Origin of the sequence: Acinetobacter sp. Root1280 (assembly GCF_001425285.1) — a bacterium.
In the GTDB taxonomy this organism is placed as follows: Bacteria; Pseudomonadota; Gammaproteobacteria; order Pseudomonadales; family Moraxellaceae; genus Acinetobacter; species Acinetobacter guillouiae.
This window is the reverse complement of record NZ_LMED01000001.1, coordinates 522,526-548,789: the sequence shown is the minus strand read 5'-3', so window position 1 is coordinate 548,789 and position 26,264 is coordinate 522,526. Positions and strand designations below refer to the sequence as shown.

At 36.9% G+C, this 26,264-nt stretch carries 22 protein-coding genes; 18 read left to right on the top strand and 4 right to left on the bottom strand.

Features of this window, described 5'->3' with window-relative positions; translation table 11 throughout:
• Nucleotides 1–237: 237 nt before the first annotated feature.
• Together ASC84_RS02655 and ASC84_RS02650 are read right to left on the bottom strand one after the other, a co-directional pair.
• Nucleotides 238–1,986, bottom strand: coding sequence for a bifunctional alpha/beta hydrolase/class I SAM-dependent methyltransferase (locus tag ASC84_RS02655; protein WP_056511449.1), 1,749 nt, complete (start codon nucleotides 1,984–1,986; stop codon nucleotides 238–240).
• A gap of 28 nt (nucleotides 1,987–2,014) precedes the next feature.
• Complete coding sequence (locus ASC84_RS02650) at nucleotides 2,015–2,650, bottom strand: CDP-alcohol phosphatidyltransferase family protein (RefSeq protein WP_056511447.1); 636 nt, start codon at nucleotides 2,648–2,650, stop codon at nucleotides 2,015–2,017.
• Nucleotides 2,651–2,808: 158 nt separating this feature from the next.
• Between ASC84_RS02650 and ybaK the strand changes: the two genes are divergently transcribed.
• On the top strand, nucleotides 2,809–3,276 hold the full coding sequence (ybaK, locus tag ASC84_RS02645; protein WP_056511444.1) for a Cys-tRNA(Pro) deacylase: 468 nt from the start codon (nucleotides 2,809–2,811) through the stop codon (nucleotides 3,274–3,276).
• A gap of 288 nt (nucleotides 3,277–3,564) precedes the next feature.
• On the opposite strand, the gene ASC84_RS02640 is transcribed toward ybaK, so the two are convergent.
• Entirely contained in the window at nucleotides 3,565–3,975 is a 411-nt protein-coding gene (locus ASC84_RS02640) for a helix-turn-helix domain-containing protein (RefSeq protein ID WP_056511441.1), read from the bottom strand.
• A 96-nt stretch (nucleotides 3,976–4,071) separates the two neighbouring features.
• Between ASC84_RS02640 and ASC84_RS02635 the strand changes: the two genes are divergently transcribed.
• The 4 genes from ASC84_RS02635 (at nucleotide 4,072) to aqpZ (ending at nucleotide 8,011) form a co-directional block, all read left to right on the top strand.
• Nucleotides 4,072–4,911 (top strand): enoyl-CoA hydratase/isomerase family protein, encoded by an 840-nt coding sequence (locus ASC84_RS02635; RefSeq protein WP_319822749.1) that lies wholly within the window; start codon nucleotides 4,072–4,074, stop codon nucleotides 4,909–4,911.
• A 245-nt stretch (nucleotides 4,912–5,156) separates the two neighbouring features.
• Nucleotides 5,157–5,936 (top strand): APH(3')-VI family aminoglycoside O-phosphotransferase, encoded by a 780-nt coding sequence (locus ASC84_RS02630; RefSeq protein WP_056511435.1) that lies wholly within the window; start codon nucleotides 5,157–5,159, stop codon nucleotides 5,934–5,936.
• A 700-nt stretch (nucleotides 5,937–6,636) separates the two neighbouring features.
• Complete coding sequence (locus tag ASC84_RS02625) at nucleotides 6,637–6,990, top strand: YcgJ family protein (protein WP_224965527.1); 354 nt, start codon at nucleotides 6,637–6,639, stop codon at nucleotides 6,988–6,990.
• A 343-nt stretch (nucleotides 6,991–7,333) separates the two neighbouring features.
• Nucleotides 7,334–8,011, top strand: a complete 678-nt coding sequence (gene aqpZ, locus ASC84_RS02620; protein ID WP_056511893.1) for an aquaporin Z — start codon at nucleotides 7,334–7,336, stop codon at nucleotides 8,009–8,011.
• Nucleotides 8,012–8,173: 162 nt separating this feature from the next.
• Here aqpZ and ASC84_RS02615 read toward each other — a convergent pair whose 3' ends face one another.
• Nucleotides 8,174–9,493, bottom strand: a complete 1,320-nt coding sequence (locus tag ASC84_RS02615; protein ID WP_056511433.1) for an NAD(P)/FAD-dependent oxidoreductase — start codon at nucleotides 9,491–9,493, stop codon at nucleotides 8,174–8,176.
• 800 nt (nucleotides 9,494–10,293) lie between these two features.
• On the opposite strand from ASC84_RS02615, the gene ASC84_RS02610 reads away from it, so the two are divergent.
• The 13 genes from ASC84_RS02610 to cobT all read left to right on the top strand — a co-directional run bounded on the left by ASC84_RS02610 (nucleotide 10,294) and on the right by cobT (nucleotide 26,250).
• A complete protein-coding gene (locus tag ASC84_RS02610) occupies nucleotides 10,294–12,078 on the top strand; it encodes an IucA/IucC family siderophore biosynthesis protein (RefSeq protein ID WP_056511430.1) in 1,785 nt (594 codons plus the stop codon).
• On the top strand, nucleotides 12,071–13,543 hold the full coding sequence (locus tag ASC84_RS02605; RefSeq protein ID WP_056511428.1) for a lysine N(6)-hydroxylase/L-ornithine N(5)-oxygenase family protein: 1,473 nt from the start codon (nucleotides 12,071–12,073) through the stop codon (nucleotides 13,541–13,543). Before ASC84_RS02610 ends, ASC84_RS02605 begins: the two co-directional genes overlap by 8 nt.
• Nucleotides 13,540–15,348, top strand: coding sequence for an IucA/IucC family siderophore biosynthesis protein (locus tag ASC84_RS02600; RefSeq protein WP_056511425.1), 1,809 nt, complete (start codon nucleotides 13,540–13,542; stop codon nucleotides 15,346–15,348). Before ASC84_RS02605 ends, ASC84_RS02600 begins: the two co-directional genes overlap by 4 nt.
• A gap of 101 nt (nucleotides 15,349–15,449) precedes the next feature.
• Nucleotides 15,450–16,082 carry a GNAT family N-acetyltransferase gene (locus ASC84_RS02595; RefSeq protein WP_056511423.1) on the top strand — a complete coding sequence of 211 codons (633 nt, stop codon included), beginning with the start codon at nucleotides 15,450–15,452 and terminating at the stop codon, nucleotides 16,080–16,082.
• A gap of 14 nt (nucleotides 16,083–16,096) precedes the next feature.
• A complete protein-coding gene (locus tag ASC84_RS02590) occupies nucleotides 16,097–16,480 on the top strand; it encodes a hypothetical protein (protein ID WP_056511420.1) in 384 nt (127 codons plus the stop codon).
• Nucleotides 16,468–17,721 (top strand): MFS transporter, encoded by a 1,254-nt coding sequence (locus tag ASC84_RS02585; protein WP_056511418.1) that lies wholly within the window; start codon nucleotides 16,468–16,470, stop codon nucleotides 17,719–17,721. Before ASC84_RS02590 ends, ASC84_RS02585 begins: the two co-directional genes overlap by 13 nt.
• A 10-nt stretch (nucleotides 17,722–17,731) precedes the next feature.
• A complete protein-coding gene (locus ASC84_RS02580) occupies nucleotides 17,732–20,008 on the top strand; it encodes a TonB-dependent receptor (RefSeq protein ID WP_056511416.1) in 2,277 nt (758 codons plus the stop codon).
• A 137-nt stretch (nucleotides 20,009–20,145) separates the two neighbouring features.
• Entirely contained in the window at nucleotides 20,146–21,441 is a 1,296-nt protein-coding gene (locus ASC84_RS02575; RefSeq protein ID WP_056511415.1) for an MFS transporter, read from the top strand.
• Between the two features lie 70 nt (nucleotides 21,442–21,511).
• Nucleotides 21,512–23,110, top strand: a complete 1,599-nt coding sequence (locus tag ASC84_RS02570; RefSeq protein ID WP_171252522.1) for a histidine-type phosphatase — start codon at nucleotides 21,512–21,514, stop codon at nucleotides 23,108–23,110.
• A 63-nt stretch (nucleotides 23,111–23,173) separates the two neighbouring features.
• Entirely contained in the window at nucleotides 23,174–23,848 is a 675-nt protein-coding gene (locus ASC84_RS02565) for an HAD family phosphatase (RefSeq protein ID WP_056511410.1), read from the top strand.
• Between the two features lie 100 nt (nucleotides 23,849–23,948).
• Complete coding sequence (locus ASC84_RS02560; RefSeq protein ID WP_056511407.1) at nucleotides 23,949–24,617, top strand: 2'-5' RNA ligase family protein; 669 nt, start codon at nucleotides 23,949–23,951, stop codon at nucleotides 24,615–24,617.
• Nucleotides 24,605–25,117: a bifunctional adenosylcobinamide kinase/adenosylcobinamide-phosphate guanylyltransferase gene (gene cobU, locus ASC84_RS02555; protein WP_056511405.1), complete on the top strand. Its 513-nt coding sequence runs from the start codon at nucleotides 24,605–24,607 to the stop codon at nucleotides 25,115–25,117. The genes ASC84_RS02560 and cobU overlap by 13 nt, the downstream gene beginning before the upstream one ends.
• 80 nt (nucleotides 25,118–25,197) lie before the next feature.
• Nucleotides 25,198–26,250, top strand: a complete 1,053-nt coding sequence (gene cobT / locus ASC84_RS02550; protein WP_056511402.1) for a nicotinate-nucleotide--dimethylbenzimidazole phosphoribosyltransferase — start codon at nucleotides 25,198–25,200, stop codon at nucleotides 26,248–26,250.
• The last annotated feature ends 14 nt before the right edge of the window (nucleotides 26,251–26,264 follow it).

Sequence of the window (26,264 nt, the reverse complement as noted above, 5' to 3'; positions counted from 1 at the left end):
TTCTGAAATGACCTTAATAGGATAAATTTTTTCTAATACATTTAAAATATGTGTTACACACTCACGCCATTCATAATTATCACCATCAAAATCTACATCATAATTCAGACGGAATTGGTTTTTAGGCCAAAGTGGAAATCTACGCATATCTTCAAGTGTGTACATATTCTTTAATCCATTTCTAAGTTAAGTGTGCATCCTTGCACATTTGATTGATCCTAACTTGATTACATGGTGTCAAAGTTTCTGTGCGACTGAGACGGTAAATATTCCAAACTCATCAATACATTGGTCAACCTTTTTAAAGCCAGCAGCTTCAACAAGTGCATCCATTTCCGCTTGTGAGCGTAAACGCATTACCCATGCATCACCTTCACGATGTGAGGTTAGTGCACGCGCAATAAATTCTTGCTGTGGATGCCAAATTTGACCGGTATAAATCAAATAACCATCTTTAAGGATTGCTTTACTTAAGCCTTCAAGTGATTGACGTAGCAAATCATTGTCTGCAAATAACTCATATAAACCCGAAACCACAGCAAGTGATGGTTTTGGTTTAACAGAGGCCAAAGACTGTGTATCAAATGCATCTGCTTGAACAAATTCAGCAATGTCATTGAGTCCACGTGCTGCAATCATTTGCTGACCAGCTTGTACATTGATATCGCTATAATCACGCAATAAGATTGAATCTGGTCGTTTTGGTAATTGAACCACAGCATCTAAAATATAACGTCCATGACCAGATGCAATATCCATGATTCTCAATGGTTTGCGTTTTTTAATTAGAATATCTGCATATTTCTGAACCAAATGTTCAATGTTTTGTTTACGAACACGGATCCCACGCCAACCAATCGCATTTAAATACTGGCGGTCAATGATTTTGCCAATAGGATTGCTACTTTCAGATTGGTTACGATAAACAAAGTCTAAGGTACTTCCAGAGTCATAGCCTGTGTCTTCACCAATTTTTAAGCCTTTAGATAAATGGCTACCAATTTTTAGATTCTTTTTGGTGATTTCCCAAAATGCATTCTTAATTGATTTAGCGGGTAATGGTGAACTGAGATCTTCAGCTATAGCACAGCTTGGACCAATTTTGTCCGCATTTAAAACGTCTGGAGCTTGATATTCAACAGCAAAACATTGCTGGATAAATCGGCGTATTTTTTCTGTTGCTATATGGCGATCTTTTTCACCTAAAGTATCGTGAAAGAAGCCATCTAAAATATGTAATTCTTTTTTAGGATGCGGAAGCTTTTGGTAAAATTCACGTTGCGGTTTTTGAAAAACCACAAAATCTGAACCTGAGCATAACACTTGAGTTGGTACAAAGATGTTTTGTGAATCTGCAACAATTCGCTTAGAGGCATCATAGAGCCCAAGCAACATTCTCACCGAAATGGCTTTAGCAATTTTAGGATCGGTATCATAGCTTTGAGCACGTTCTTCATCATGGGTCAGCATTTTGGCTTTAACATAACTTTGGATGAAAAAATTACCGCGAATTTTTTCCATGACTCTTAAACTTGGTTCGGCAAATGGCACATAAAGCTTAATATCAAAAGCAGGGGACGCGAGACACAAGGCGCGAATTTTAGGCGCATAATCATGTACCCATGTTGCAGCCAATACCGCACCTACACTTTGTGCAACTACAGCAATATTCTTGGCATCGATACCATAGTTTTCTTCAATATGTTGGACAAAATATTGAATATCTTTTACACATGCTGAGAAGCTAGGTGCATCACCACGTTCACCAGGGGAATCGCCGTGACCGCGGGCATCCCATGCAAAGAAATCAAAATCACTTAAATTGAGTTCCTTGACCAAATGCGCCATACGTCCTGAATGTTCATGTCCACGATGAAACAGAAGAATGGCTTTTTTTGTTTCGCTTGGTGAGTTGGTTGCCCAATGTTGATAAAACAATTCTGTTCCATCATGACTCTTAAAGGTGTGATGACTGTTGTTATACATACGAATTTACCCTAAATATGAAACTGTTTTATAAAGCTGTTTTTAAGCTATTTTTAATTCGGTTATAGATGGTTAAACTAAGCAGCAGACCAATTAAAATGAGTATGCCATTACAGATTAAGCCGAGAAGTTGTAAATTTGTAGTGAATAATGGCACGGTGACAATCACGACTGTGATTAAACTAAACCAAAATGCACGGTCACTTTTCCCCATTGGGCCATCATAACGACGTTCTTGCCCAATCAGTGGCGCCATTACACCAGTGTATTCACTTAGAATTGCAAGGAAAGCAATCAATAACAGTAATTTTGCACTGATAAAGCCAAAAGCAATCAAGCATAGATAGAGTGCTGTGTCCGAAATAACATCACACAATTCATTGTAAAATGCACCTAAGTTGGATTGTTGTTTAAATTCACGAGCAAGCATTCCATCGATGGCGTTGAAAGCCATTCGTAGCAACATCCACAAGGGAAAGAGCAATAACCACCCATTTACAGCATGATTCAGATAATACTGGTATAGAAAAAAGCTTAAACCGAGCGATATAAACATCGCTAACAAAGTGACTTGATTTGCCGTGATTCCGATATTAAAAAGCTTTTGAACAAAAGGGCGCAGTAAGTTTTGAAATGCTGGTTTTAATTGATAGATTGATGGCATTGTTCTAGTAATATAAGGTATATGACAGGATTTTAATCAAGTTATCCATGATTTTACAAGTATTAATTTTCACCATTTAAATTTGTATTGTTATTTTAAAATTTATATAAATAGTCCTATAATTCAAAAGTCTTCTTAATTTTGATCTTGTTTATTCTATGACACCTGCTTGCAAAGTTTTAAAATCAAATAAAATTGAATTTTCAATTCATGAATATGAACATGATGTAAATGCAAAAAGTTTTGGCTTAGAGGCTGCTGAAAAATTAGGCTTAAATGTTGAAGAAGTGTTTAAAACGTTGATGGTGACAGATGATAAAAATTATTTTGTTGCCATCCTTCCAGTGAACCATCAATTAAATTTAAAGAAAGTGGCGAGTGCTTTTGCTTGTAAAAAACTACATATGGCAGATCCTAAAGATGCAGAGCGTTTAACTGGGTATTTAGTCGGTGGAATCAGTCCTGTAGGTCAAAAAAAGCGTTTAAAAACGGTGATTGATGCTAGCGCAACAGCATTAGCAATGATGTATGTTAGTGGTGGTAAACGTGGTTTAGACATTGGGGTGAAACCTCAAAATTTAGCCAAGGTGTTGGGTGCAAATTTTGTTGATATTGTTGATGAATGAGATGTGTTTTTAGCGTTAAATTTAAAAAAAACTGTTATTCACTATATTAGTCACAAAAATATTGACTCCACTAAGGCAATAGAACTGAAAATTAAAGACAAAGATTACAGTCATTAATTCAAGATATGAACCACCTTTGCGGTGGTTTTTATTGTATAGATGAAAGTGGAACAAAATTAAGTAAGCAAAACAGGTGGTAGTTTTAAAACCTAAATAATCTTTTCCATATTCATCAGATTTTGGACGAGCAAGCCAAGTTCTCATCTTTTTAGCTAGCGACTACACACGTTATTTCAGTGTTATGCCTGATTGCTGGGTGGTAGCTGTGCGAATAATATCATCAGATTGGTCATAGTGAGATTGGCACACCTGAATGGTATCCATATTCTCGACGGTCCAGTCGTAGAGCGCGTTAAAAGGCAATTTGAGTGATTGACCAAGTGGCGTCAAGGCATATTCCACCCCTAGCGTTTTCCCATCTATAACGGTGCGTGTCAGCATACCATTGCGTTCTAACTTGCGAAGTGTCTGTGTCAATACACGTTGGGTAATACCATCAAGACGCCGTTTGATGGCGTTGAAGCGGCGTGGTTCATGTAACACCATCAAAACCAGCATTGACCATTTATCTGCGATTTGATCGAGAATGGCACGGCTTGGGCAGTCGGCACGGTAGATTGGATCGTGATCAGGGTTCATAGGTATGCTCCAAGATACTTAGGATGCTTAAGGTGCGTAATTGACACTAAGTATACATAAGATACCATGATTGCACACAGCTAAAATCAAGGGTATATGATGACCATTCCAACTTATTCCACACTTCACATTGAGCATGATCAAGGCGTGGCGACTGTCAGCATTAACAATCCACCAGTTAATGTATTGGATGTTGCATTGATGAGTGATATTCGAGCTTTTCTCACTCAGGTACGTGATGACCCACAAACACGTGTAATCGTGTTCCAAAGCGCCGATCCTGAGTTTTTCATCGCTCATGTAGACATGACCTTAATTGATGAGCCAAACGCTTTTGACCAGTTCGCAAAAGATGTACCTAATGGATTGAATCCATTTCAGGCTTTGGGAGAGATGATTCAGGCACAGCCGCAAGTGACAATTGTTAAGCTCGAAGGCTTGGCGCGTGGTGGCGGTGCTGAATTTGTGGCAGCAGTGGACATGGCATTTGCTGCTATTGGGCGCGCTGGTCTCGCCCAATGTGAGGCATTGATGGGGATTATTCCTGGCGGTGGTGGTACTCAATATCTTTCACAGCGTATGACACGGGGGCGTGCATTAGAGGTAATTCTTGGTGCTGACCTTATTGACGCTTTGCTAGCCGAACGATATGGTTGGGTAAATCGTGCGCTTCCGGCAAATGAGTTAGACGCTTTTGTTCATCGCATCGCCACAAATATTGCAGCTTTACCTGAAGGGGTCATCGCCGCTGCAAAGAAAGCAATCCCACCAACGGATTTAAGTGAAGACTTCCTTCGAGAGCACAAGGCATGGGCTGGTCTGTTTGCGCGTCCGGCTGCTGAAAAACTCATTCGTGGCGGCTTGCAGGCAGGTGCTCAAACAAAAGTAGGCGAACAGGATTTGGAGCAACTACTCCGCGATTTGTCTGCATCCTGAGGTCTTGCTGCTGTCTAATATTCTGCTCTAGCTTATTCTTGAGATTTGAGACAGAGAAATACAGCAACCCATTTTCCTTAAGCCTAGCGCTATTTATGCAATTGAGAGGTAATGACAAAAGTTTGATGCATTGACCCTCTATAGAGAATAAGCCATATTTTTGCTACAGTGAACCTAATTAAGATCATCTATTTACTAGGCCTCGCATTTGCGAGGTTTTTAATGCTGAATAAAAGGAAAACTTGATGGAATTGCCTAATATTATTCAACAATTTATTGGAAACAGCGTTTTAGAGCCAAATAAAATTGGTCAGTCGCCATCGGATGTTTATTCTTTTAATCGAAATAATGAAACTTTTTTTCTTAAGCGATCTAGCACTTTATATACAGAGACCACATACAGTGTCTCTCGTGAAGCGAAAATGTTGAGTTGGCTCTCTGATAAATTAAAGGTGCCTGAACTCATCATGACTTTTCAGGATGAGCAGTTTGAATTCATGATCACTAAAGCGATCAATGCAAAACCAATTTCAGCGCTTTTTTTAACAGAGCAAGAATTGCTTGCTATCTATAAGGAAACACTCAATCAGTTAAATGCAGTTGCTATTATTGATTGCCCATTTATTTCAAGCATTGATCATCGGTTAAAAGAGTCAAAATTTTTTATTGATAACCAACTCCTTGACGAGATAGATCAAGATGATTTTGAGGCTGAATTATGGGGAGACCATAAAACTTACCTAAGTCTTTGGAATGAGTTAAATGAGACTCGTGTTGAAGAAAGATTGGTTTTTTCTCATGGCGATATCACGGATAGTAATATTTTTATAGATAAATCTGGTGAAATTTACTTTTTAGATCTTGGTCGTGCTGGATTAGCAGATGAATTTGTAGATATATCTTTTGTTGAACGTTGCCTAAGAGAGGATGTATCTGAGGAAACTGCTAAAATATTTTTAAAGCATTTAAAAAATGATAGACCTGACAAAAGGAATTATTTTTTAAAACTTGATGAATTGAATTGATTCCAAGCATTTTCTAAAAATACTTAATTGTCATTTTACGTCGATAAATTTTAAATAAATAAGTGAAGAGAGTTAGTGGAGCCACCGATTTAAAGTTTTATATCACCAATAAATCTAAATTTTGGTTTTTAAAATGAACTTATTTAAAATAGCTAAAACTATTTATTAGCTTAACTTGTGATTTAAGTTTTTTTGAATATAAAAGTGTTAATTTATTAGCTTTACAAGTTTATTTAAATTTCATCGTGCAACATTTTTAACCAATTTTATTATCGATGGTATTTTTTTGTCTGCTTTTCTTTTCCTAGTCTTTTATCTATCCGTCAACCATATAGTATTTTATTAAATTCTTATGGGAAATGACGAATGTTAAATTATCTTAAGAGCTTTAATAATATCAATACTTATTTGATTTTATCGATAATTCTGCTGTTAATCATAATATCTCTAGATTATTTCTAAACTGAATGAATGTTTATAATGAGTGATTCATATTGCTATTGAAATCGCCTTCTCACTTTGAAAGAAGGCGAGGATGAGGGGCTTTCATGTTGATTTATCATTTTAAAAATGTCTTATAAAAGAAGCCTAACGTGTTTTCTTATATAGGTTTAAACATAATTGTTGTATATCTTAAATCTAATTGATCTTATAATTTCCCTTTATTTTTTTGTATTGTTTTGCAGGTTTAAAAGTGAAAATTTCTAAAGGATTATTGAATATCATCAGCTACGCTTGTTTAATCATCAGTTTTCCAACGATTGCTAAAACCAGCACAAGTTTAGTTTCACCTCAAAAAGGTGTGATTTGTGATCAATATATTTGTGTAAATAAGAAAGGTGTATCAAAATCACTTACGGCTCAATATTTAGGAACCCAAAAAGCGAATAAAGTTTTCTCACAAGGTGATTTTGATCGTTCTGCATTTACTTTCTCAAATGGAGTATTCTGCGATACAAATACAAAACGATGCCATGTAGATCGATATTTTGACAATGGACATCGAAGTAAAGTTGATCAAAAGATAACAGATCAGCTTTTTAATCATAAGTAGTTCTTTGCCATAAATCGGCTAAAGAGTTCACCCGCAGATGGGCTTTTTGATTTATCTTCAAATTTTTAGAATGCTGTGTTCTATTAAATAAGATTGTATAAATCCATATACATGTTAATAATTAGCAATAGATTTATTAAATCATTCCTTCTTCCCCCTCTGAATTGGAATTTTAATTTGTCTAACAAGCCCTTCAATCGAAGGGTTTGTTCTATAAAAATTATAAATTTAGTCATTTCATCAATTACTTATGTTTTTTGTAAAATAATTCATATTTTTATTTAAAAGTGTGACTTGTTTTGCTAAATTCCGGTTGGATTTATTGAACAGAAAAGTAATGAATATGAATAAATATTTTGCAGAATTTATTGGAACATTTTGGCTGGTCTTTGGAGGGTGTGGTAGTGCAGTACTTGCTGCAGCTTTTCCAGAATTGGGTATCGGTTTTGTCGGTGTTGCACTCGCGTTTGGTCTCACTGTACTGACTGGTGCTTACGCATTAGGTCATATTTCAGGTGGACATTTCAATCCCGCAGTAAGTATAGGTTTATGGGTTGGCGGTCGTTTTAATGCAAAAGACTTAGCACCATACATTATCGCTCAAGTCGTAGGTGGTATTTTCGCGGCATTTATATTGTATTTGATTGTACAAGGTCAAGCAGGATTCACTGGTACGGGCGGATTTGCAACAAATGGTTTTGGTGATTTATCGCCTGGAAAATATTCTTTGGTTTCTGCATTATTAATTGAGATTGTCTTAACTGCTATTTTCTTAATTGTAATTCTCGGTTCTACAGATAAACGTGCACCAGCAGGTTTTGCGCCTATTGCTATTGGTTTGGCATTAACTTTGATCCATTTAATCAGTATTCCTGTCACCAATACTTCGGTCAATCCTGCACGTAGTACAGCAGTGGCTTTGTTTGCTGAAACAGCTGCACTGAGTCAATTATGGCTTTTCTGGGTTGCACCAATTGTTGGTGCTGTGATTGGCGCTTTAATTTATAAGTGTTGGTATTGAAAGTTCCTTCTCCCTTTGGGAGAAGGCTAGGATGAGGGTACTTTTATGTTGATTAATGGTTTTAAAAAGGACTTATGAAAGAAGTCTATTATCAATGCGTCTAACACTAGACAACATTATAAAAACCTCCCTAGGGAGGTTTTTTCATGGCTGAGATTAGGCTTAAATAAGTGGTATTTCAGCTAATATTTTTTGAGCTGTTTCATCGCCATTTAAATATGCGCCATGAACAGTACCCGCATATTTCAAGCTACAATGTTCGCCAGCGAAGAAGATTTTTTCTTGAATTGGTTGATGCAGTACTTTAACAATATCCTCACTGTGCTTTAGTGAGGGAAAACTAAAAGAACCATAACTATAAGGGTCGGAGCCCCAACGTGTCACGATGAGTTTTTTAGGTGTATGGGGAATATTGTTAAATTGTTTTTGCAAGCTACTAAAAATAAAGTTTGATATTTCATGATCCGCTGAATTATCGATAAACTCAGATTGCTTTCCTCCAAACAGCATTAAATAAATTGGTTTTTTATAAATTCCAGATAAGTCAAGGATATTAAAACAGCCAAGCTCATTCCAATAGAAATCACTTATCTTGTCTATCGGCATTTTTGATCTAAAAGAGAGTGGTTGTTCTAATTCGAAAAATACTTTATTGAAGGATCCAAATCCAATATCTTGAATAGATTGCGCATAGTGATGAGGTAATGCTGGATAAAATGCTATATGGTTTTTCTTTAAGATTCCGAGTGGGACAGTAACCACTACGCGGGAAGCTATGTAAAAATTATCATTGGAATCAATGATTTTTACATAATCATTTTCACAGATGATTTTTTTTACATCTATATTGAATTGAATGTCTATTTTTTTTGAAAGCACGTCTATAACTTGAGCATAACCATTGGGAAAAATAACTTCATCACCTTCAAAATAACCTTCGTAATTTTTATAATTCGATGAAAGTAGCTCAAGATTGGTCGCAAATGGATCATTTGCTATTCGGTTGAAAAAGTTAAATAATAATTTTTTAAGATAATCTTTTGAAAATGTATTACCTGAATAATGTAAAGAAGAAATTATTTCTTCAGTCGCGTTGAGGGCCGATAACGTTTGTGTTTGAGAAAGTTGCTTTTCTATTTCTTCTACATAAGATTCAAACTCATGGACTTCTTTGTCAGAAAATAACAAGCCATTTTCATGAAAATATTGCGATTTGTCATAGTTAAATACAGTTGTTGCTATATGATTCTCTTGGGTAATTTCCCAGATAGGATTACCTTCAACGCCATGAATCCATGATGCACCTAAATCAAAAACATTAGCATCAGATTGCAATGAATCTATGCGCCCACCTATGCGAGACCTCGCTTCGAGTATGGTAACTTTTTTACCATTTTCTTGTAATTTTTTAGCGCATGCGATTCCTGCTATCCCAGCGCCAATAATAATAATCGGTAAATTAATATCGCTATGTTCCAACATAAAAATCTATAGCTCAGTTTTGTATCTAAAATTAAGATAATACACCTTATGCTTCTCAGATAAAATTATTTGATTTTTATTTTAAAAAATCAATATTTTATATTGTTTTTCTTGAGTTTATTACATTAATACTATTTTTAATGATAATTGTTGCAGTATAAAAAGGGTACGCATTTGACTTTTGTTCAAGCTCTAATCGATTAACTTCGACACCACGTAAGTACAAATCCCAATAAAATTAAGAATAATGAAGCTTTCAAGTGAAGTATTCACGAGATTACCCAAGCAAAACTACATTCTGAATAAACGTTACTACACTGAAGAAATACTAAAAAACAGCAAAACTGGTAAAGAGGAGTTATGATTTTAAAGAAAGGATACAATTCCCGTATGCTGTTAAATCTATTTTTTATTTTCCCATAAAAATATCACAATAAATCAATAAATAAGCTTTAGATTAAAATCTGCTAGTGAAGTTGTAGATTAATTAAACTTGTTAAATAATCCCTTAAAATGGAAATTTCGATGAAATTTCTCAATTCTAAATGAGAATATTATCATTTATTACAATTGAAAATTTTAACAGATAAACGATAAGAAAAAGACCAATTCATCATAAATATTCACAGAATCATAGTGTTAAATCTATACAAAGAAGCAGTGTATAAAATTGCATTAACAAATGAGAATGATTATCATTATTTTGTGTTAAGCAGAGCTACACGATCCAAGAAAAACATAAATCAAATTTCTAGATCTTTTTAGTGCAGTAAAAAGTCTTGTACAGAGGATATGGTCAGATGAAAGAGCTTGCCAGCCGATTGGCGATGCAGCACCTAATCAATGCATACTCACAAGAAACTGGGGGTAGAATTTTACTAGAAAAGTATCAGCAAAACTCTACTCAACTTGCGTTTAGCCAAGGCTTGACGTTGTTAATGATTCCACTGGAATCCATCCAATCCCAATTATTTGTACCGCTTGCATATACGAGTCTTGTAGGGCGGCATCGAATAGAAAAACTGCCACAGATTTTTAATAAAGGACAAGTGCAAAGGTTTAGTCCAATTGCAATTGTGTGCTTACTTCTGGAAGAACTGGTACGAAACGCTGTTGAATCCTTAGATTCAGCATCATTGGTTGAAAAATGGATACAAAGCCGAGATGCTTTAGCTGAGTTTTTAAAGCAGCGTCAATATGATTTTGACCAATTAATTCAAGCCAAACAAGATTTCATTCAGACAGAACAAGCACTGATTCTTGGGCATAGTATGCATCCAGCGCCTAAGAGCCGCACAGGTTTCGTTCATGAAGATTGGTTAAAGTTCTCACCAGAACATAAGGGTCAAACACAACTGTATTACTGGTTAGTTGCACCAGAATATCTGGCAGAAAGTGCGACATCAGATCAGCCAATTACTAGCCAACTCATAAAGCATATGCAATGGTATTTGAGCGAAGCAGAATTAGATTTAATTCATACACATTCAAGCTATAAATTATTGACATTGCATCCATGGCAAGCACGTTATTTACAGACTAAAGACTGGTATAAAGAATTAAAAGCTAAGAAAAAACTGATTGATTTTGGTGAAAAGGCTTGGCATTTTTCCGCAACAACATCCGTCAGAACATTGGTCAGCTATTCAGCACCTTGGATGGTGAAACCGTCACTATCCGTGATGATTACCAATTCCATCCGAGTCAATTTAGCCAAAGAATGTCATCGTGGAGAAATCACGCGTCAACTTTGGCAGGGGCGAATAGGTCAGTCGATTTTAAAATCTTGTCCTACATTGAAAGCAATAAATGACCCCGCATGGACTGCGTTAATCATCGATGGAACAATTGTCAATGAAACGATTTGCATTTTTAGAGATCAGCCATTTGATCGACATCAGCAAGTGTCATGTATTGCCTCCTTATGCCAAGATCATCCAGCAAAAAAATTAAATCGCTTTGATCATTTATTTGAACAAATTGCACAGGCAGAACCGCAACTAAGTATTGAAAAAATTGCTTTAAATTGGTTTGAGCGATTTTTAGAGATCAGCTTAGTTCCCTTGATGTATTTGTATCATCACTATGGGATGGCATTTGAGTCACATCAGCAGAATGTATTGGTTGAGTTGGAAAATGCGTATCCTAAGAATTTATGGCTCAGGGACAATCAGGGTTTTTTCTATATCGAAGAATATGCCACTGAAATATTAAAAGAATTCCCTGACCTTGATGGGAAAGCGCAGGCTGTTGGTCACAAATCTTTGGTTGATGAACGGTTCAGTTATTATTTTTTTGGTAATACTTTATTTGGCATTATCAACGCAATTGGTGCAACAGGGAGTGTTTCTGAACAGCAACTCATTGATCTATTAAAAGATAAATTGATGGAATTATATGTACAGTATTCTGACAGCAGTTTATTACAAGGCTTATTGTATCAACCAACCTTGCCATATAAAGGGAATTTACTTACGCGTTTATATGAGCTGGATGAACTGATTGCGCCAGTAGAACAGCAATCAATTTATATTCAGTTGCCAAATCCTTTATGTCTAAAACGGAAGGATGCAATTTATGCTTGATTTTATTGCTGTGGGTTTAGGACCGTTTAACTTAAGTTTAGCAAGTTTGTTACAACAAAAATCAAAGCTAAAATATTTGTTTTTTGAAAAACAAGCCCTGTTTGATTGGCATGCAGGAATGCAGCTTCCAAATAGTATGTTGCAAGTGCCTTTTATGGCTGATTTGGTCTCTATGGTAGATCCGACCAGCCCATTTAGTTTTCTAAATTATTTAAAAGCGCAACAGCAACTCTATAAGTTCTATTTTTTAGAACAGCCACATATCCCTCGTAAGGAATATAATCATTATTGTCAATGGGTTGCAGAACAAATTGAACATATTCAATATTTATCTGTGGTCACAGAAATTGTACCCAAATACTATGGCTTTGAAGTTTTAGTTATACAGGGAGGAATTCATCAACGCTATAGCTGTCGAAACATTGTATTGGGTGCGGGAAATGTGCCTTATATCCCACAATGCATGCAGACATTGATTCAAAGCTATCCTGAGCGATGTAAACATTCAGCACATTATTTAGAACATCAGCCAAAAAATTTACAAGGCAATGTTGTGGTACTGGGATCAGGGCAATCTGCGGCAGAAATCTTTTTAGATTTATTCGATCGTCAATATCAATTTGATCAGGTGTCTCAACCAAAATTCAATCTCAATTGGCTGACTCGAGCCAATGGTTTCTTCCCTATGGAATATACACCATTAGCTTTAGAACATTTTAGTCCAGACTATAGTCAACATTTTCATTGCTTTGATGACCTCAATAAAGATTTACAACTGAGTAAACAGTCACTTTTATATAAAGGAATCAGTGCGCAAACCATTCGTGAAATATATAAGAAACTTTACCATCGACATCTTGCTGGAAATGATTTAGCGACGCATTTACACAGTCAGTCCAACCTAATAGATGCTGTTTTAACGGAACAGGGGAAAATTAGACTGATTTTTCAAGATCGGGTGACATTAAATCAGTTCAGTCTAGACAGTGATTATGTGATCTGTGCTACAGGCTATCGCTGTCCTGAATTTAAATTTCTAAAGCAACTGAAGCCCTGGATTAAAACCAATCCACAAGGACATTGGAATATTTCAGCAAATTATGCTGTCGAATATGCTGGCATTGGTGAAATTTTTGTTCAGAACATGGATATGCATAGTCATGGTGTTGGTACCCCTGATTTGGGTTTAGGCGCTTATCGTGCGGCAACAATTGCAAATCAACTCATAGGTTATTCGTTATATGACTTAGCAATAGCCCCACAATGTTTCCAACATTTTGATCCTTTGCAAAATCCGCAAGTCCAAGTGATCCAGAAAAACATCGCAACACAACATCATGTGCATGCTCAGCATGTTGAAGATTTGGTTAAAAATGTGAATTTTCAAGCCCAAAGCCTCAATACACAACATTCTCAGCATCAACAAAACCATCAACAATATTCGAATACTGAGAACAGCTTATGAGTTTTGCACAGTTACAAATTAATCAGAACCAATGGCGAAGTGCAGGCCAACGCTTGATTGAAATGGCAATCGCTGAGTTTTTATATGAAGAAATTATTCAGGCTGAAAGCTTGGATAATGATGTATTTCAATTGAGATTGGATGACCGAATTTATCAGTTTAATGCACAACAATACTTATTGGGGCATTGGCATATTCAAGAAGGTTCAGTACGTGATTTAACTGTCGATACCAGAAGACCCGCTTGGAATTTACATCAATTTATTGCCGCTTTTTCCAATCAGGTTGGGGTTAAACCCTTTACCAAAGCCTATTTGATTAAAGAGATGAACAATACGTGGTTGGCCGAAGCCCATGTACTGGATGAAAATCGTTTAACAAGTGTAGCAGTACTGAATGCACCGCATTATCAAATCGAAGCGATGTTGCGCGGTCATCCTTGGTTAATTATGAGTAAGGGGCGAATCGGTTTTGGTTATGATGATTATTTGAACTCAGCGCCTGAGATTTTACCTAGAGTCAAAGTGTTATGGCTGGCTGTGCATCGAGATTTGGCAGAGTTTCGTTCTACCACTGAATGGTATGCAGGGCAATTATATTGCCATGAGTTTGACGAGCAGGAATTGCTAGAATTTCGCGAAAAAATGCAAAACCTTGCTTTAAATTCAGAGGATTATTATTTAGTTCCTGTACATGCTTGGCAATGGCACCAATGGATTGTGCCAACTTATGCCAATGAAATTGTAGATCAAAAAATTGTAGAACTTAACATTGGACAGGATAATTATGTGCCAATGCAATCAATTCGCACTTTATGTAACACATCAGATGCACAACGTCATTACATTAAACTACCAGTGAGTATTTTAAATACCGCTGTTTATCGAGGATTGCCTGCTCAAAGGAATTTAGCTGCACCTGCTGTTACAGCGTGGTTAAAAAATATTTTAAAACAAGATGTGGATTTACAAAAAACGGGTGTGGTGTTTTTAGGCGAGATTGCAACTTTGACCATTCAGCAACCTTGTTATGATCACATTGAAGGTGCACCTTATCAATTCAAAGAGTTATTTGGCTGTTTATGGCGTGAGAGCGTAGATCCATTTGTTGAATATCATCAGCAGGTTTTATCACAAGCTGCCTTATTACATCGTGATATTCAGGGGCTTTCCATTTTAACTGTGCTTATTCAAGCTTCAGGATTAGCACCATTAGATTGGCTCAAACAATTCATCACCGTCAGTATTCAGCCGCTCTTGATTTGCCTTTATAAATACGGACTTGCATTTTCACCACATGGTGAAAATACCATGTTAATTCATGAAAATGGGGTGCCTAAGGCCATGGTGCTCAAAGACTTTATCGATGATATGAATCTTGTCGATGAAGATTTTCCTGAGCTGGCGGATCTTCCTGATGAAGCCAAAATTTTATTGAGGCATTCAGCACAAGACCTCAGTCATTTTATTTTTACTGGCTTATTTATGGTGCATTACCGCTATATCTGTAATGTATTTCTACAGGATTTTCCACAATATCATGAGATTGAATTTTGGCAAACCGTATCGAATGTGATTGCTGAGTTTCATCAGCAACATCCAGAGTTTTCAGCAAGAATTGAAAAGTTTGCGATATTTAGAAATCAATACAATAAGGTTTGCTTAAATCGTGTTCGTCTATTTACCACCAGTTATAACGATGAAGCAGAACGCCCAGTACCTGTAGTTCTAGATTTGATTGCAAACCCTGTAAGCCCAGAGACTTTAAAAAATTGGACAGCACAATTTTCACCTGCTCCTGCATGATAAACCGTGCCCGAGCAGAGTGTGTATCTATCTGCGTAGCACCTAGATTTAACACGAGTCAAAAGCTCAATAATCTAACAAATACAATAAAGGTGAAAGTGATGAAAACTTTATCACAGCAATTACCAGATTTTTATGAATATTATGAGAATGGCAATCAGTTTTATTTACGTCAAGTGGAATACCCTGATGATATGGCTTTATTACATAAATGGATGCATGAACCGCATGTGATTCCACAATGGCAACTGAATAAATCTGAACTTGAACTTAAGGTCTATTTTGAAAAACAGTTGGCTGATGATCATCATCGTTTATTCATTGTGGGTATGGATGGAAACGATGTGGGGTATACAGAAATCTATGAAGGTAAGCGAGATCGGTTAAGTCGTTATTATTCTGCTCATGAACTAGATTTAGGTTGGCATTTTCTATTTGGTGAAAAATCGGTACTTGGAAAAGGTTATCTTCGGGCAGTCGCGCGTTTAGTCATTTTTTATATTTTTGAACATGCAGCCTCTTTGAAAATCGTAGGCGAACCTGATTCAACAGTTAAACCATATGCCGCGGTTGTCGATGAAATGTGCTATGAAGCTCAGGGCACGCTTACAATGCCTGAGAAAAATGCGGTGTTATATTATTGTTTTAGAGATACTTTTTACCAAAAATTTGGTGAATATTTAATCCAATCTCAGCAATATTTAGCACAAAAAAACAAATACAAAACCCAGTAAGTTGAATTTGTCCTATGAGTTATCAATCTATACATATTCAGATCAAAGAGATGATCTTTTCCAAAGATGTCTCAATCGTTGAGTTTCAGTTCTGGTTGGCTGAAGTTGAAACATTTCTATGTCAGCAACAAAATTTTGTTTTGGTGGTGAGAAGTGTAGCAGGTACGACATTTCCACAAGAATACCGTCAAATTCAAGCCAATTGGTATAAAAAAAATAAAGCCAATTTTTTTAAGTACTGTGTAGGTTTAGTACGGATCGCGTTAGATCAAGCCGATCAAGAACGACTCAATACACCTGCGCTACATGTTGCATGGCAAGTTCCTTATTATGTGACATTAGATCGCGCTGATGCATTGCAATGGGCTGTACAGAGGTGGCTATTATGCAACGCATAAGTAATTTAACCAAACAATCTGTCACTCAACAGATTTCCGTACTTAGCTTAGGTGTTGTGGTTGTTTTATATCTGGCCCATGCCTTGCCTTTGTATTTTTATAATGTGGCATTGCCTGCGATTTTAAGGCACCAAGGGGTAGATCTACGCTGGATTGGGCTATTGTCACTGCTTTATATTCCATGGGCATTCAAATTCTTTTGGGCACCGCTTATTGACCGTTTTTATATTAAAAGATTAGGTAAACGTAAAACGTGGCTACTGTTCACTCAAATTGCTTTGGTTTTAGGGATTATTGCACTTGCTTTGACTCAGTTTTCTTATGGGCTGCTGGTCTTTGTCATCATTGGTTTATGGATATCCAGTTTTGCAGCAACCCAAGATATTGCCATTGATGGATATACCGTTGAAGCATTTTCACAACAAGATTATCGCTTTGGTAGCATGGCGCAAAGCATTGGTGTTGCACTTGGCAGTATGCTCGGTGGCGCGGTAACACTTTGGCTGTATCAATATTATGGATGGCAAACAGCACTTATCTGTTTAGCAAGTTTAACCGCTTTGACGATGTTTGCGGTTTTTCAAATACAAGAAAAAACCACAGAACACATGATTAAACAACCTCCGAGTTTAATTCGAGCATTTAAACGTCCTGAAATTCGTTGGGCATTACTTTTAATTGTTTGTTATCGCTTTGTAGAAGCCCCCGCAATGGCAATGCTCAATCCAATGCTGATTGATCAAAAATGGTCACTTTCACAAATTGGTGTGCTGATGTCTGTGGTAGGGGCTGGTGTTGGATTGCTTGCAGCCGTTTCTGCTGCATTGCTGCTTAAAAAGCTAAAGGCGACCCAATTACTGCTATGGGCTGGCTGGGTGAGAACACTAATATATGGACTCTTAGGAATCGCTATTCTGTTCGGATGGCTAAATCAGTGGCAGCTTTTGCTGGGGGTTTTTGTGATTGCATTCCTTGCAATTCGTTATATCGCAATGACTTCTTTATATGCATATTTCATGCAGAATAGCTCAAAAGCGCAAGCAGGGACCGACTTTACAATTTTGGTGTGTTTTGAATTGCTGATCTATTTTATTGGCGGGGCTGGCTCAGGTTTTCTGGCCAAATCATTAGGTTATGGAAATTTTTATATTGTTTTAGCTATTGCATCTGTAGTGAGTTTGATTCTCTCACAACTCATTATTTCCAAATCACAAAAAACTCTAAGATCAGAGGTGTTGTAAGGGATAAATCATGAAAAGAACATCAATTCAAATACAACTGACGTGTTTAAGTTTGGCTATTGCGACACAGATCTATGCACAAGAGCCTACGACTCAAAAAGTTGAAAATACTGGGGCAGAGGTAAAAAGCTTAGCGCCTATCGTGGTCACTGCAACACGTTCAGCAAAAAGTATTTCAGACATCGCAGGGACCGTCTATCGCATTGAGCGTAGCGAAATTGAAAAACAAGCCAATGCGGGTAAAAACATAGCAGATATTTTAGGGCTATTGGTTCCTTCACTCACGCCAAATACCGGTACAACCTCTAACTATGGTATGAGCATGCGCGGCCGTGTGGTGCAATATATGATTGATGGGATACCACAAACAGGTTCACGGGACGGATCGCGTCAGCTCAATAGCATTCTACCGTCAATGATTGACAGAATAGAAGTTGTGTCTGGGGCAACGAGTATTTATGGCTCAGGTGCAACTGGCGGTATCATCAATATCATTACCAAAAAAGGCGGTGACGAAGCTTTAAGTTTTGAAACTAAACTGGGGCTAACGCCTGGGAATAATTTTAAAGGCGATGCACTGGCTTATGAAGCTTCACAAAATGTCTCGTTTAATCAAGATCGCATCAAAGGTAATTTGGGTGTTGGTTATGCCAAACGTGGTGAAATTCAAGACAGTCGTGGTGACCGTATTGGGCCTGAAGTTGCACAAACTGATCGTCAAGATACCCAAACCCTTGATGTCAATGGACAACTCACTTGGGACATTTCAGATCAACAGCACTTAACCGTTGGCGCACAATATTATAATGATGAACAAGACAGTGATTATGGACCTGATTATGGTCAGGGCTTAGCTGTTTTATTTAGAGGGGCTACACCCAGTTTAAAAGCATTAAAAGGCTTACAACTTGAAGACCAACCTAGAACAAAGCGCTGGTCAACACATACTCAATATAACCATAATGATGTATTGGGGCAAAGTTTAACCATAGAAGCTTATTACCGTAAAGAGCAGGCAAGATGGTTTCCAACGGCAGTAAATTTACCGCATCCGCAATTACCTCTTCCTACTAGAAGTATTCCTGTTGTAATGCAGTCCAATACCGATATTAATATTTGGGGATCACGTTTAGCTTTGCAGAAAGATTTTAAAGTTGCAGATCGGGCTTTAGGGCTAAGTTACGGTTTAGATTTTGAAAATGAGAAAAATGGTCAAGAAGGGCAAATGTATGATACCAATACCTTTATTGCGAGTAATGGTTTAAATCATAAAGCGACAAAAATCTATGCAATGGGACCAGATGTTCAAGTTGCAAAACTTGGTGCATTTGTTCAAGCGAATTATGCAGTTACGGATCGTATAAATATACAGGCAGGCGTGCGTCACGAACGAATTAATAGTGATGTCAGTGATTCTACCCCGTACCCTGAAAGTATTGTCGTGGACTTAATTCCTAGCTATACGGCGAAGAGTTTAAAAGGTGGTGAAGTAAAACATAATGCAACTTTATTTAATTTGGGTGGAGTTTATCACTTAAGCGATACGCAACAAGTTTTTGCTAATTTTTCTCAAGGCTTTAGTATTCCAGACGTACAACGGATGCTGCGTGATGTTCCAGCAAGTTTTGTTGTGACCAGTAATAATATTGATCCGGTTAAAGTGAATAACTATGAACTCGGCTGGCGTTTACAAGAGCAAAATGGACTCAATCTAGGGCTGACTGCTTTTTATAATGATTCTGATAAATCTGTGAGGTTTAATGCTGCCCCAAATTTTAATATTGAAGTGATTGATACCGATGAACGCATTTATGGTTTGGAAGCCAATGTAAAATATACAATTTCAGATATGTGGAATATGGGAGGAACCATTGCTTATACACGAGGTCAATTTAAAAATATTTTAGGTGATTGGCAAGAGTTAGATGCTGTACGGGTTGCCCCACTGAAAGGCACACTATTTTCAGAATGGCAATTTGCAGATGATATCAATTTACGCGTACAGACTTTAGCGATTGGAGGTACAGATAAAGCCGCTAAAGACTATGTCAATCCATTAAATGACCGCAGTAGCCGAAAACCCGCAGAGATTAAGGGGTTTGCGATTATGGATGTGATCACCAGTGCAAAAGCAGGTCCAGGCAGGTTAGGCTTTGGCGTTTATAATGTATGGAATACAGATTATAAATCAGTATTTAGCCAAGCAGTTGCGCCAACCTATGGTGCTATTTCAAGTTTGGCTGCGCAAGGTCGTACCTATGGTTTAACTTATACACTGAAGTATTAATCAATGATAAGTCTCTTTTACATGATGAAAGAGGCTTTTTTATTTAGCAATATCTAGATGAGATATAAGGAGTAGCGCTTAATAAGATTCAATAAATTTTCGTGATCAGGCCAAGACTGATATTCTAAGAGATTAAAATGGATAAAAATAATTATATTTGGATGATGGCAACGCTGCTCAACGGGATCAGCTTATCCATGATTTTACCTTTACTTGCACCTCTTATTCGTCTATTAAAAATCTCAGAGCTTCAAGCTGGTTTGATGGTCTCTGCCAGCGCATTGCTAATGAGTCTGACTGCAATGTGGATTTCTAAAAAAACCAAATTTCAAAATCATTATTATTTATTGAGTATCGGTTTTATTGGAATGAGCATAACTTGGGGACTATTTTCAGGGGTAATAAGTTATGGGCTAATGTATAGCATGCCAATTGGGCTACTTTTCGCTTTATTATTGCTTACACGAAGCAGTATTGGCTTTTTTATGGCAATGCCGCAAATCGCATTACAAAGTTATGTGATGACGCGATATTTAGATGAAACGATACGTAGTCAGAAGATGGCAACCTTTGGTGCCTTAAACAGTGGAGGATTAATTTTAGGACCATTTTTAACCACATTACTTATTATTTGGGGAATATTGATTCCTTTGTGGCTCGCCGTATTGCTTTTGGCTGTCATGAGTATGCTGATTGTAGGTTTATATCAACACAAAGTGGAAAATGCTCAGCAGCAACAAACAACAAGTCATGATCCAAATCATAGGGATTTAATCCATCAGTTAGCTGTAGAAGAGCATGTTCAAGACGCACTTTTACAAAAAGAGATTTCACAGCAAAATTCTAATCATTCGAAATTGGTATGTCTGAGTGAGGATGATCTAAAAAAATCAATGATTTGGTTGATCCTTGGATTTAGTTTGTATATCGCGATTATTACCCTGAATTTAACTGCAGGTTTTTATATTCAAGATAAATTTCAATTCAACATTCAGCAAAGCGCCCTCTATTTTTCCCAATGCTTGTTGATTGTGGGGATTGTATCGGTTTTGATGCAAATTGCGATTTCTAAATGGCTAAAATGGTCTTTAACACAGCTTTTAATGGTTGGATTAAGCACAATGCTGGTTGGGCTGATCTTGTCAATCTATACGCAGCAGATCGTGATTTTTCAGTTGGCTTATGTTTTTTATGGTATCGCTGTGGCATGTTTAATGCCTGCATTTACAACAGGCGCATCACAATCAGTTTCGATAAATTTGCAAACTAAAATTGCTGCTTTATGTACCATGGCACAAGCGCTCAGTTTGATTGTTGCGCCATTAATGAGCACAGGGCTGTACCAACTTAACATTATCTTCCCATATTATTTACTGGTTAGTATTTTCTTAATGCTGTCTTTTTATTTTGTTGTTTTTAAATGGAATCAATAGAGGATGGTCATACCAGTGTCATGTTCTTTGATTAGTTTGCCTGCATTAAACCAAATATGACATTTCAATGATGAAACCATTTAAAATTAAACATTCGCTAATCATTTGTTTTGCTTCAGGACTATTTTTAACAGCCTGCAATAATGATCATGATGATAATTCAGCTGTTGTAGCGCCACCTAAAGCTGATGCATCGCTATATTTACAGACCAAACAACCGTATCAACCGCAACAGAAATTAAGCAGCTATGAAGCAATGCCTACAGGTTATCGCCCAGTTTTTACAGAGTTAGTCGCGCGACATGGTTCGCGAGGTTTATCAAGTATTAAATATGATTTAGCTTTATACAATATGTGGTTAAAAGCAAAACAGGAAAATGCTTTAACGCCATTGGGTGAACAATTGGGTGCTGATTTAGAAGCCATGATGAAAGCCAATATTTTATTGGGTTATGGGGTGGAAGGTATACGCCAATATGGCTATGGCAACGAAACTTCTGTAGGTATTAAAGAGCATCAGGGTATTGCAGATCGCTTATTACAACGTTTACCACAATTGTTTAATCAAGCCAGTCAACAAGGTAAATCTGTACAGATCGTTAGCTCGGGTGTGGATCGAGCGGTGGACAGTGCTAAATTTTTTACCAATGAATTGTTGAAACAGCAACCAAGTTTAAAGACTGCAATTACACCAGCAAGCTATCAAAGTTTAAATAGTAACGCCGTACCAAGTATTGTCGATGGTGGGGTAAATCGCTTTCATCTGTATTTTCATAGTTTAAATGCGCAAGACGATTTGACCAATGTTAAAACGGATTTAGATAAAACAGTCTATGCGGCTAGCTTAAAATATCAAGACTTTGAAGAGAATGATCCAGACTTAAAACAAAAAATAAAAACGTTGAGTGAAGATTCTAATGCGAAAAAAATCGCAACAGAAGTATTAAGCCCAATTTTTAAAACAGCGTTTATTCAAAAAATTGGTCAAACAGGCTATAGCTTTAGTAATTCAGGATCATTCACTGTAACAAGTCCTAAAGGTGAACAGATTACTGAAAAAGGAAAGGGGAAAAATACCATTGCCAGCGCAGTAGATGCTGCTGCTTATCTGTACGAGTTGTATTCAATTACTGGCGGAATGCAAGACGAGCTTGGTGCGACAAACTTTAAAAAATATATGCCAACCGAAGCGGCTAAGTTCTATGCGCAATATAACGATGCCAATGATTTCTATAGTAAGGGTCCAAGCTTTGATACAGGCAAAGCTGTGACAACAGATATTGCCAAGTCACTCAAGCAGGATTTATTTAAACAAGTTGATGATGTTATGAGCAACACACAAAAGAATGCTGCTGTATTAAGGTTTGCTCATGCTGAAATCATTATCCCTTTAGCCACCAGCTTAGAGTTAAAGGGGATGATGCAATCTGTGCCCTTGACGCAGACATTTAATTATTCAAATAGTGCATGGCGTGGTGAAGATATCTCACCGATGGCAGCAAACTTACAATGGGATATTTATCAAAATTCGCAAGGGCAAACTTTGTTAAAAATGCTCTATAACGAAAAAGAGATTGCTTTTAAAAAAGATTGTGATTATGCCCGCTATAAAGCAAACAGCTATTATTATGATTATTTAAAGTTGAAACAATGTTATAGTATTCAATAGATTGCTATAAAATTTGAGGGGGAGCTGGTTTCTCTCTTTTAATCGGCTAATAAAAGGAACACTGTGAAATTCCAGCAACATACGATTCAAGCTGCTATTTTTGATATGGACGGTACGATGCTGGACACTGAACGGCTTAGGTTTGATGTGTTAAAACAAGCGTCTTTGGAAGTCATCGGTGTTGAATTTGGTTTAGATTATTTGATGCAATGTTTAGGGCTCAATGCGTTAAACTCAGAACACTTAGCACAAAAATTCTATGGTCAAGATATCCCTTACCAACAAATTCGGCAACGTGCTGAACAAATTGAACTTGAGAGGATTTTGTCGCAAGGCGTACCATTAAAAGCTGGAATTTTAGAAATATTAGCTTATTTGCAATCTCAAAATATCTTATTGGCTGTCGCTACATCTAGTACCCGAAAAATTGCTGAAAAATATTTAAAACTTGCAAAAATTGATCATTATTTTACCTTGTTGGTGTGTGGCGATGAGGTGATACAAGGCAAACCACATCCAGAAATTTTTAACAAAGCCTGCACCTTATTAAATCTAAATCCGCAACACAGCTTGATGATTGAAGATTCAGAAAATGGGATTACTTCAGCAGATTTGGCTGGGGGAGTAACGATTTTGATTGAGGATATTAAAGTGCCAAATCAGACCATGCTGGCGAGAACAGATTACTACTTTGAATCTATGTTGGATTTTTATCAGGCAATCATAAAATCTGACTGAATAAAATTCATTTTCAATTGAACAACACTCAGTCAATTCAAGATTTAAACATGATGATTACGTGCTTTAATAGAAGCATTAAAATTAATGTGAATTTGATGTGTTTTTAGATTCTCAAAGTTTAACAACTCCAACTGAGACACATGATTATCCCGAGTGGCACAAAGGGAGAAAATACTACGCCTTATGGTACATCGAAATTCATCATCCTGAATTATTAGCTTATTTAAATGATTTAACAGAAAAATTCTCGAACTATTTATTGCAACCCAACACACGCCAATTTCATATCACATTGTATATTTGTGGCTTTCTAACAGAAGATAAAAAGCAATTTGATGATGATTTTATCTATAGTAAATTTCAGCAACAGCTTAAAATTTTGATCCAAAACCAGTTAAATAGTTTTAAATTAACAACTGGAAAAATAAATAGTTTTAGCAGTGCTTTATTTATAGAAATTCAAGATCATGAAAATAGCCTAAGCAATATTCGACAGTTATTATCCCACTCAAGCCAAGAAATTGCTGCTTTAGATTATTGCCCGCATATCACCTTGGGTTTGTATTCAGCAGAATTTAAAGCCCAACAAATATTTAAAGCTATTGAAAAGATTGATCAAAAAAGTTTTGAAATTAGTATTGAGCAGCTTAATTTTGGTATATATCAGGCACAAGTCTTACAGGGGCCTTTAACCGCGTTACATCAGCTTATACTCAATCCGAAAAAAACAGATGGATCTTGGGAGTCAAATTTATGTTGCAATTAATCCTAGGTGGCGCGCGTTCAGGCAAAAGTAAATTAGCTGAACAAATCGCAAAAGACTCAAATCTAGAGGTCATTTATATTGCTACCGCCCAAGCGTGGGATGATGAAATGCGACAACGTATTTCACACCATCAGACACAACGACCTGATGGATGGCGGCTGATTGAAGAACCACTTTACCTAGCCGATTGTTTAAAACAAATAGATCAAGAAAAGCAGGTGATTTTGGTGGATTGCTTAACCTTATGGATAAGTAATTTATTGATGCATGAGAACTCAAATCTGCAGTGCATCGAATGTGAAAAATTGCTGAAAATTCTACCTACATTAAAGTCTAAAATTGTTTTAGTCAGCAATGAAACAGGACTAGGTGTTATACCAATGGGTGAAATAACCCGAAAATTTGTTGATGAATCAGGACGTTTACATCAACTATTAGGTCAAATTGCTGATAAAGTAGTGTTTTGTGTCGCTGGTTTTCCGATGTTATTAAAAGGATAAATATTGTGATTTTTATCATATAAACTTGAGCATTTTAACGATTAACAATGAATTTTTAAAATACGAGATGGAGAGCAACAATGAATTGGTGGTTAGAAGCATGTAAAGTGCCAAACGCAGAAACAAAACAACAGGCTGAAGAACGTCAATTACAATTGACCAAGCCAACAGGCTCACTGTCTGTTTTGGAAAATGTCGCCGTGCAATTGGCTGCTTTGCAAAGTAACTCAAAACCCAATGTAGATAAACCTTGGATTGCAATTTTTGCAGGTGATCATGGGGTAATGGCTGAAAATATTTCAGCATATCCGCAAGCTGTAACGCGCCAAATGTTGCAAAACTTTGCAACGGGTGGGGCTTGTATCAGTGTGATTGCTAAAGAATATGTCGCGACCTTACAAGTCATTGATTGTGGCACAGTGGGTGAGGCTTACCAATATCAAGGGGTTGAGCGTCATAGTATTGCTCAAGGGACTGCTAATTTCGCTCAACAAGTGGCAATGACTGAGCAACAATGTCAGCAAGCCATGGCGCTAGGTCGCGAAAGTGTAGAAAAAGCCATTGCACAGGGTGCTTCAATTTACATCGCTGGAGAAATGGGGATTGGAAATACCTGTTCAGCTTCAGCGATTGCATGTTTCTTATTAAATGAACCTGCTGAGCAACTGACAGGTGTAGGCACGGGGATTCGTGCTGATCAGTTGATTCATAAAAAAAATATCATTCAGCATTCACTTGAGTTACATAAAAATTATGTTGAAAATGATGCATTTAAAGTTTTGTGTGCCGTAGGTGGCTTAGAAATTGCTGCAATGACAGGAGCTTATATTCGCTGTGCTCAACTCGGGATGCCTGTAATTGTCGATGGCTTTATTAGTTCTGTGGCGGCATTAGTCGCAGTACGACTCAATCCTGAAGTTCGACAATGGATGTTGTTCGGTCATCAGTCTGCTGAATATGGGCATCAACGCCTATTACAAGAATTGAATGCTGATCCATTATTAAAGCTTAATTTACGTTTGGGAGAAGGTAGTGGTGCGGGTGCTGCCTTGGGTGTGATTAAGTTGGCATGTAGTTTACATAACAATATGGCCACTTTTGCAGAAGCTGCGGTAATTGGCGAGAAAGTTTAAATTTATTCATAATT

What these genes read in the sequence shown, in the direction of transcription:
- ASC84_RS02575 (WP_056511415.1), top strand. Translation starts at nt 20,146, where the DNA reads ATGGATAAAAATAATTATATTTGGATGATGGCAACGCTGCTCAACGGG.
- ASC84_RS02600 (WP_056511425.1), top strand. Translation starts at nt 13,540, where the DNA reads ATGAGTTTTGCACAGTTACAAATTAATCAGAACCAATGGCGAAGTGCA.
- ASC84_RS02595 (WP_056511423.1), top strand. Translation starts at nt 15,450, where the DNA reads ATGAAAACTTTATCACAGCAATTACCAGATTTTTATGAATATTATGAG.
- ASC84_RS02570 (WP_171252522.1), top strand. Translation starts at nt 21,512, where the DNA reads ATGAAACCATTTAAAATTAAACATTCGCTAATCATTTGTTTTGCTTCA.
- ASC84_RS02605 (WP_056511428.1), top strand. Translation starts at nt 12,071, where the DNA reads ATGCTTGATTTTATTGCTGTGGGTTTAGGACCGTTTAACTTAAGTTTA.
- ASC84_RS02640 (WP_056511441.1), bottom strand. Translation starts at nt 3,975, where the DNA reads ATGAACCCTGATCACGATCCAATCTACCGTGCCGACTGCCCAAGCCGT.
- ASC84_RS02590 (WP_056511420.1), top strand. Translation starts at nt 16,097, where the DNA reads ATGAGTTATCAATCTATACATATTCAGATCAAAGAGATGATCTTTTCC.
- ASC84_RS02630 (WP_056511435.1), top strand. Translation starts at nt 5,157, where the DNA reads ATGGAATTGCCTAATATTATTCAACAATTTATTGGAAACAGCGTTTTA.
- ASC84_RS02585 (WP_056511418.1), top strand. Translation starts at nt 16,468, where the DNA reads ATGCAACGCATAAGTAATTTAACCAAACAATCTGTCACTCAACAGATT.
- cobU (WP_056511405.1), top strand. Translation starts at nt 24,605, where the DNA reads ATGTTGCAATTAATCCTAGGTGGCGCGCGTTCAGGCAAAAGTAAATTA.
- ASC84_RS02650 (WP_056511447.1), bottom strand. Translation starts at nt 2,650, where the DNA reads ATGCCATCAATCTATCAATTAAAACCAGCATTTCAAAACTTACTGCGC.
- ASC84_RS02610 (WP_056511430.1), top strand. Translation starts at nt 10,294, where the DNA reads ATGAAAGAGCTTGCCAGCCGATTGGCGATGCAGCACCTAATCAATGCA.
- ASC84_RS02580 (WP_056511416.1), top strand. Translation starts at nt 17,732, where the DNA reads ATGAAAAGAACATCAATTCAAATACAACTGACGTGTTTAAGTTTGGCT.
- ASC84_RS02655 (WP_056511449.1), bottom strand. Translation starts at nt 1,986, where the DNA reads ATGTATAACAACAGTCATCACACCTTTAAGAGTCATGATGGAACAGAA.
- ASC84_RS02635 (WP_319822749.1), top strand. Translation starts at nt 4,072, where the DNA reads ATGATGACCATTCCAACTTATTCCACACTTCACATTGAGCATGATCAA.
- ASC84_RS02615 (WP_056511433.1), bottom strand. Translation starts at nt 9,493, where the DNA reads ATGTTGGAACATAGCGATATTAATTTACCGATTATTATTATTGGCGCT.
- cobT (WP_056511402.1), top strand. Translation starts at nt 25,198, where the DNA reads ATGAATTGGTGGTTAGAAGCATGTAAAGTGCCAAACGCAGAAACAAAA.
- aqpZ (WP_056511893.1), top strand. Translation starts at nt 7,334, where the DNA reads ATGAATAAATATTTTGCAGAATTTATTGGAACATTTTGGCTGGTCTTT.
- ybaK (WP_056511444.1), top strand. Translation starts at nt 2,809, where the DNA reads ATGACACCTGCTTGCAAAGTTTTAAAATCAAATAAAATTGAATTTTCA.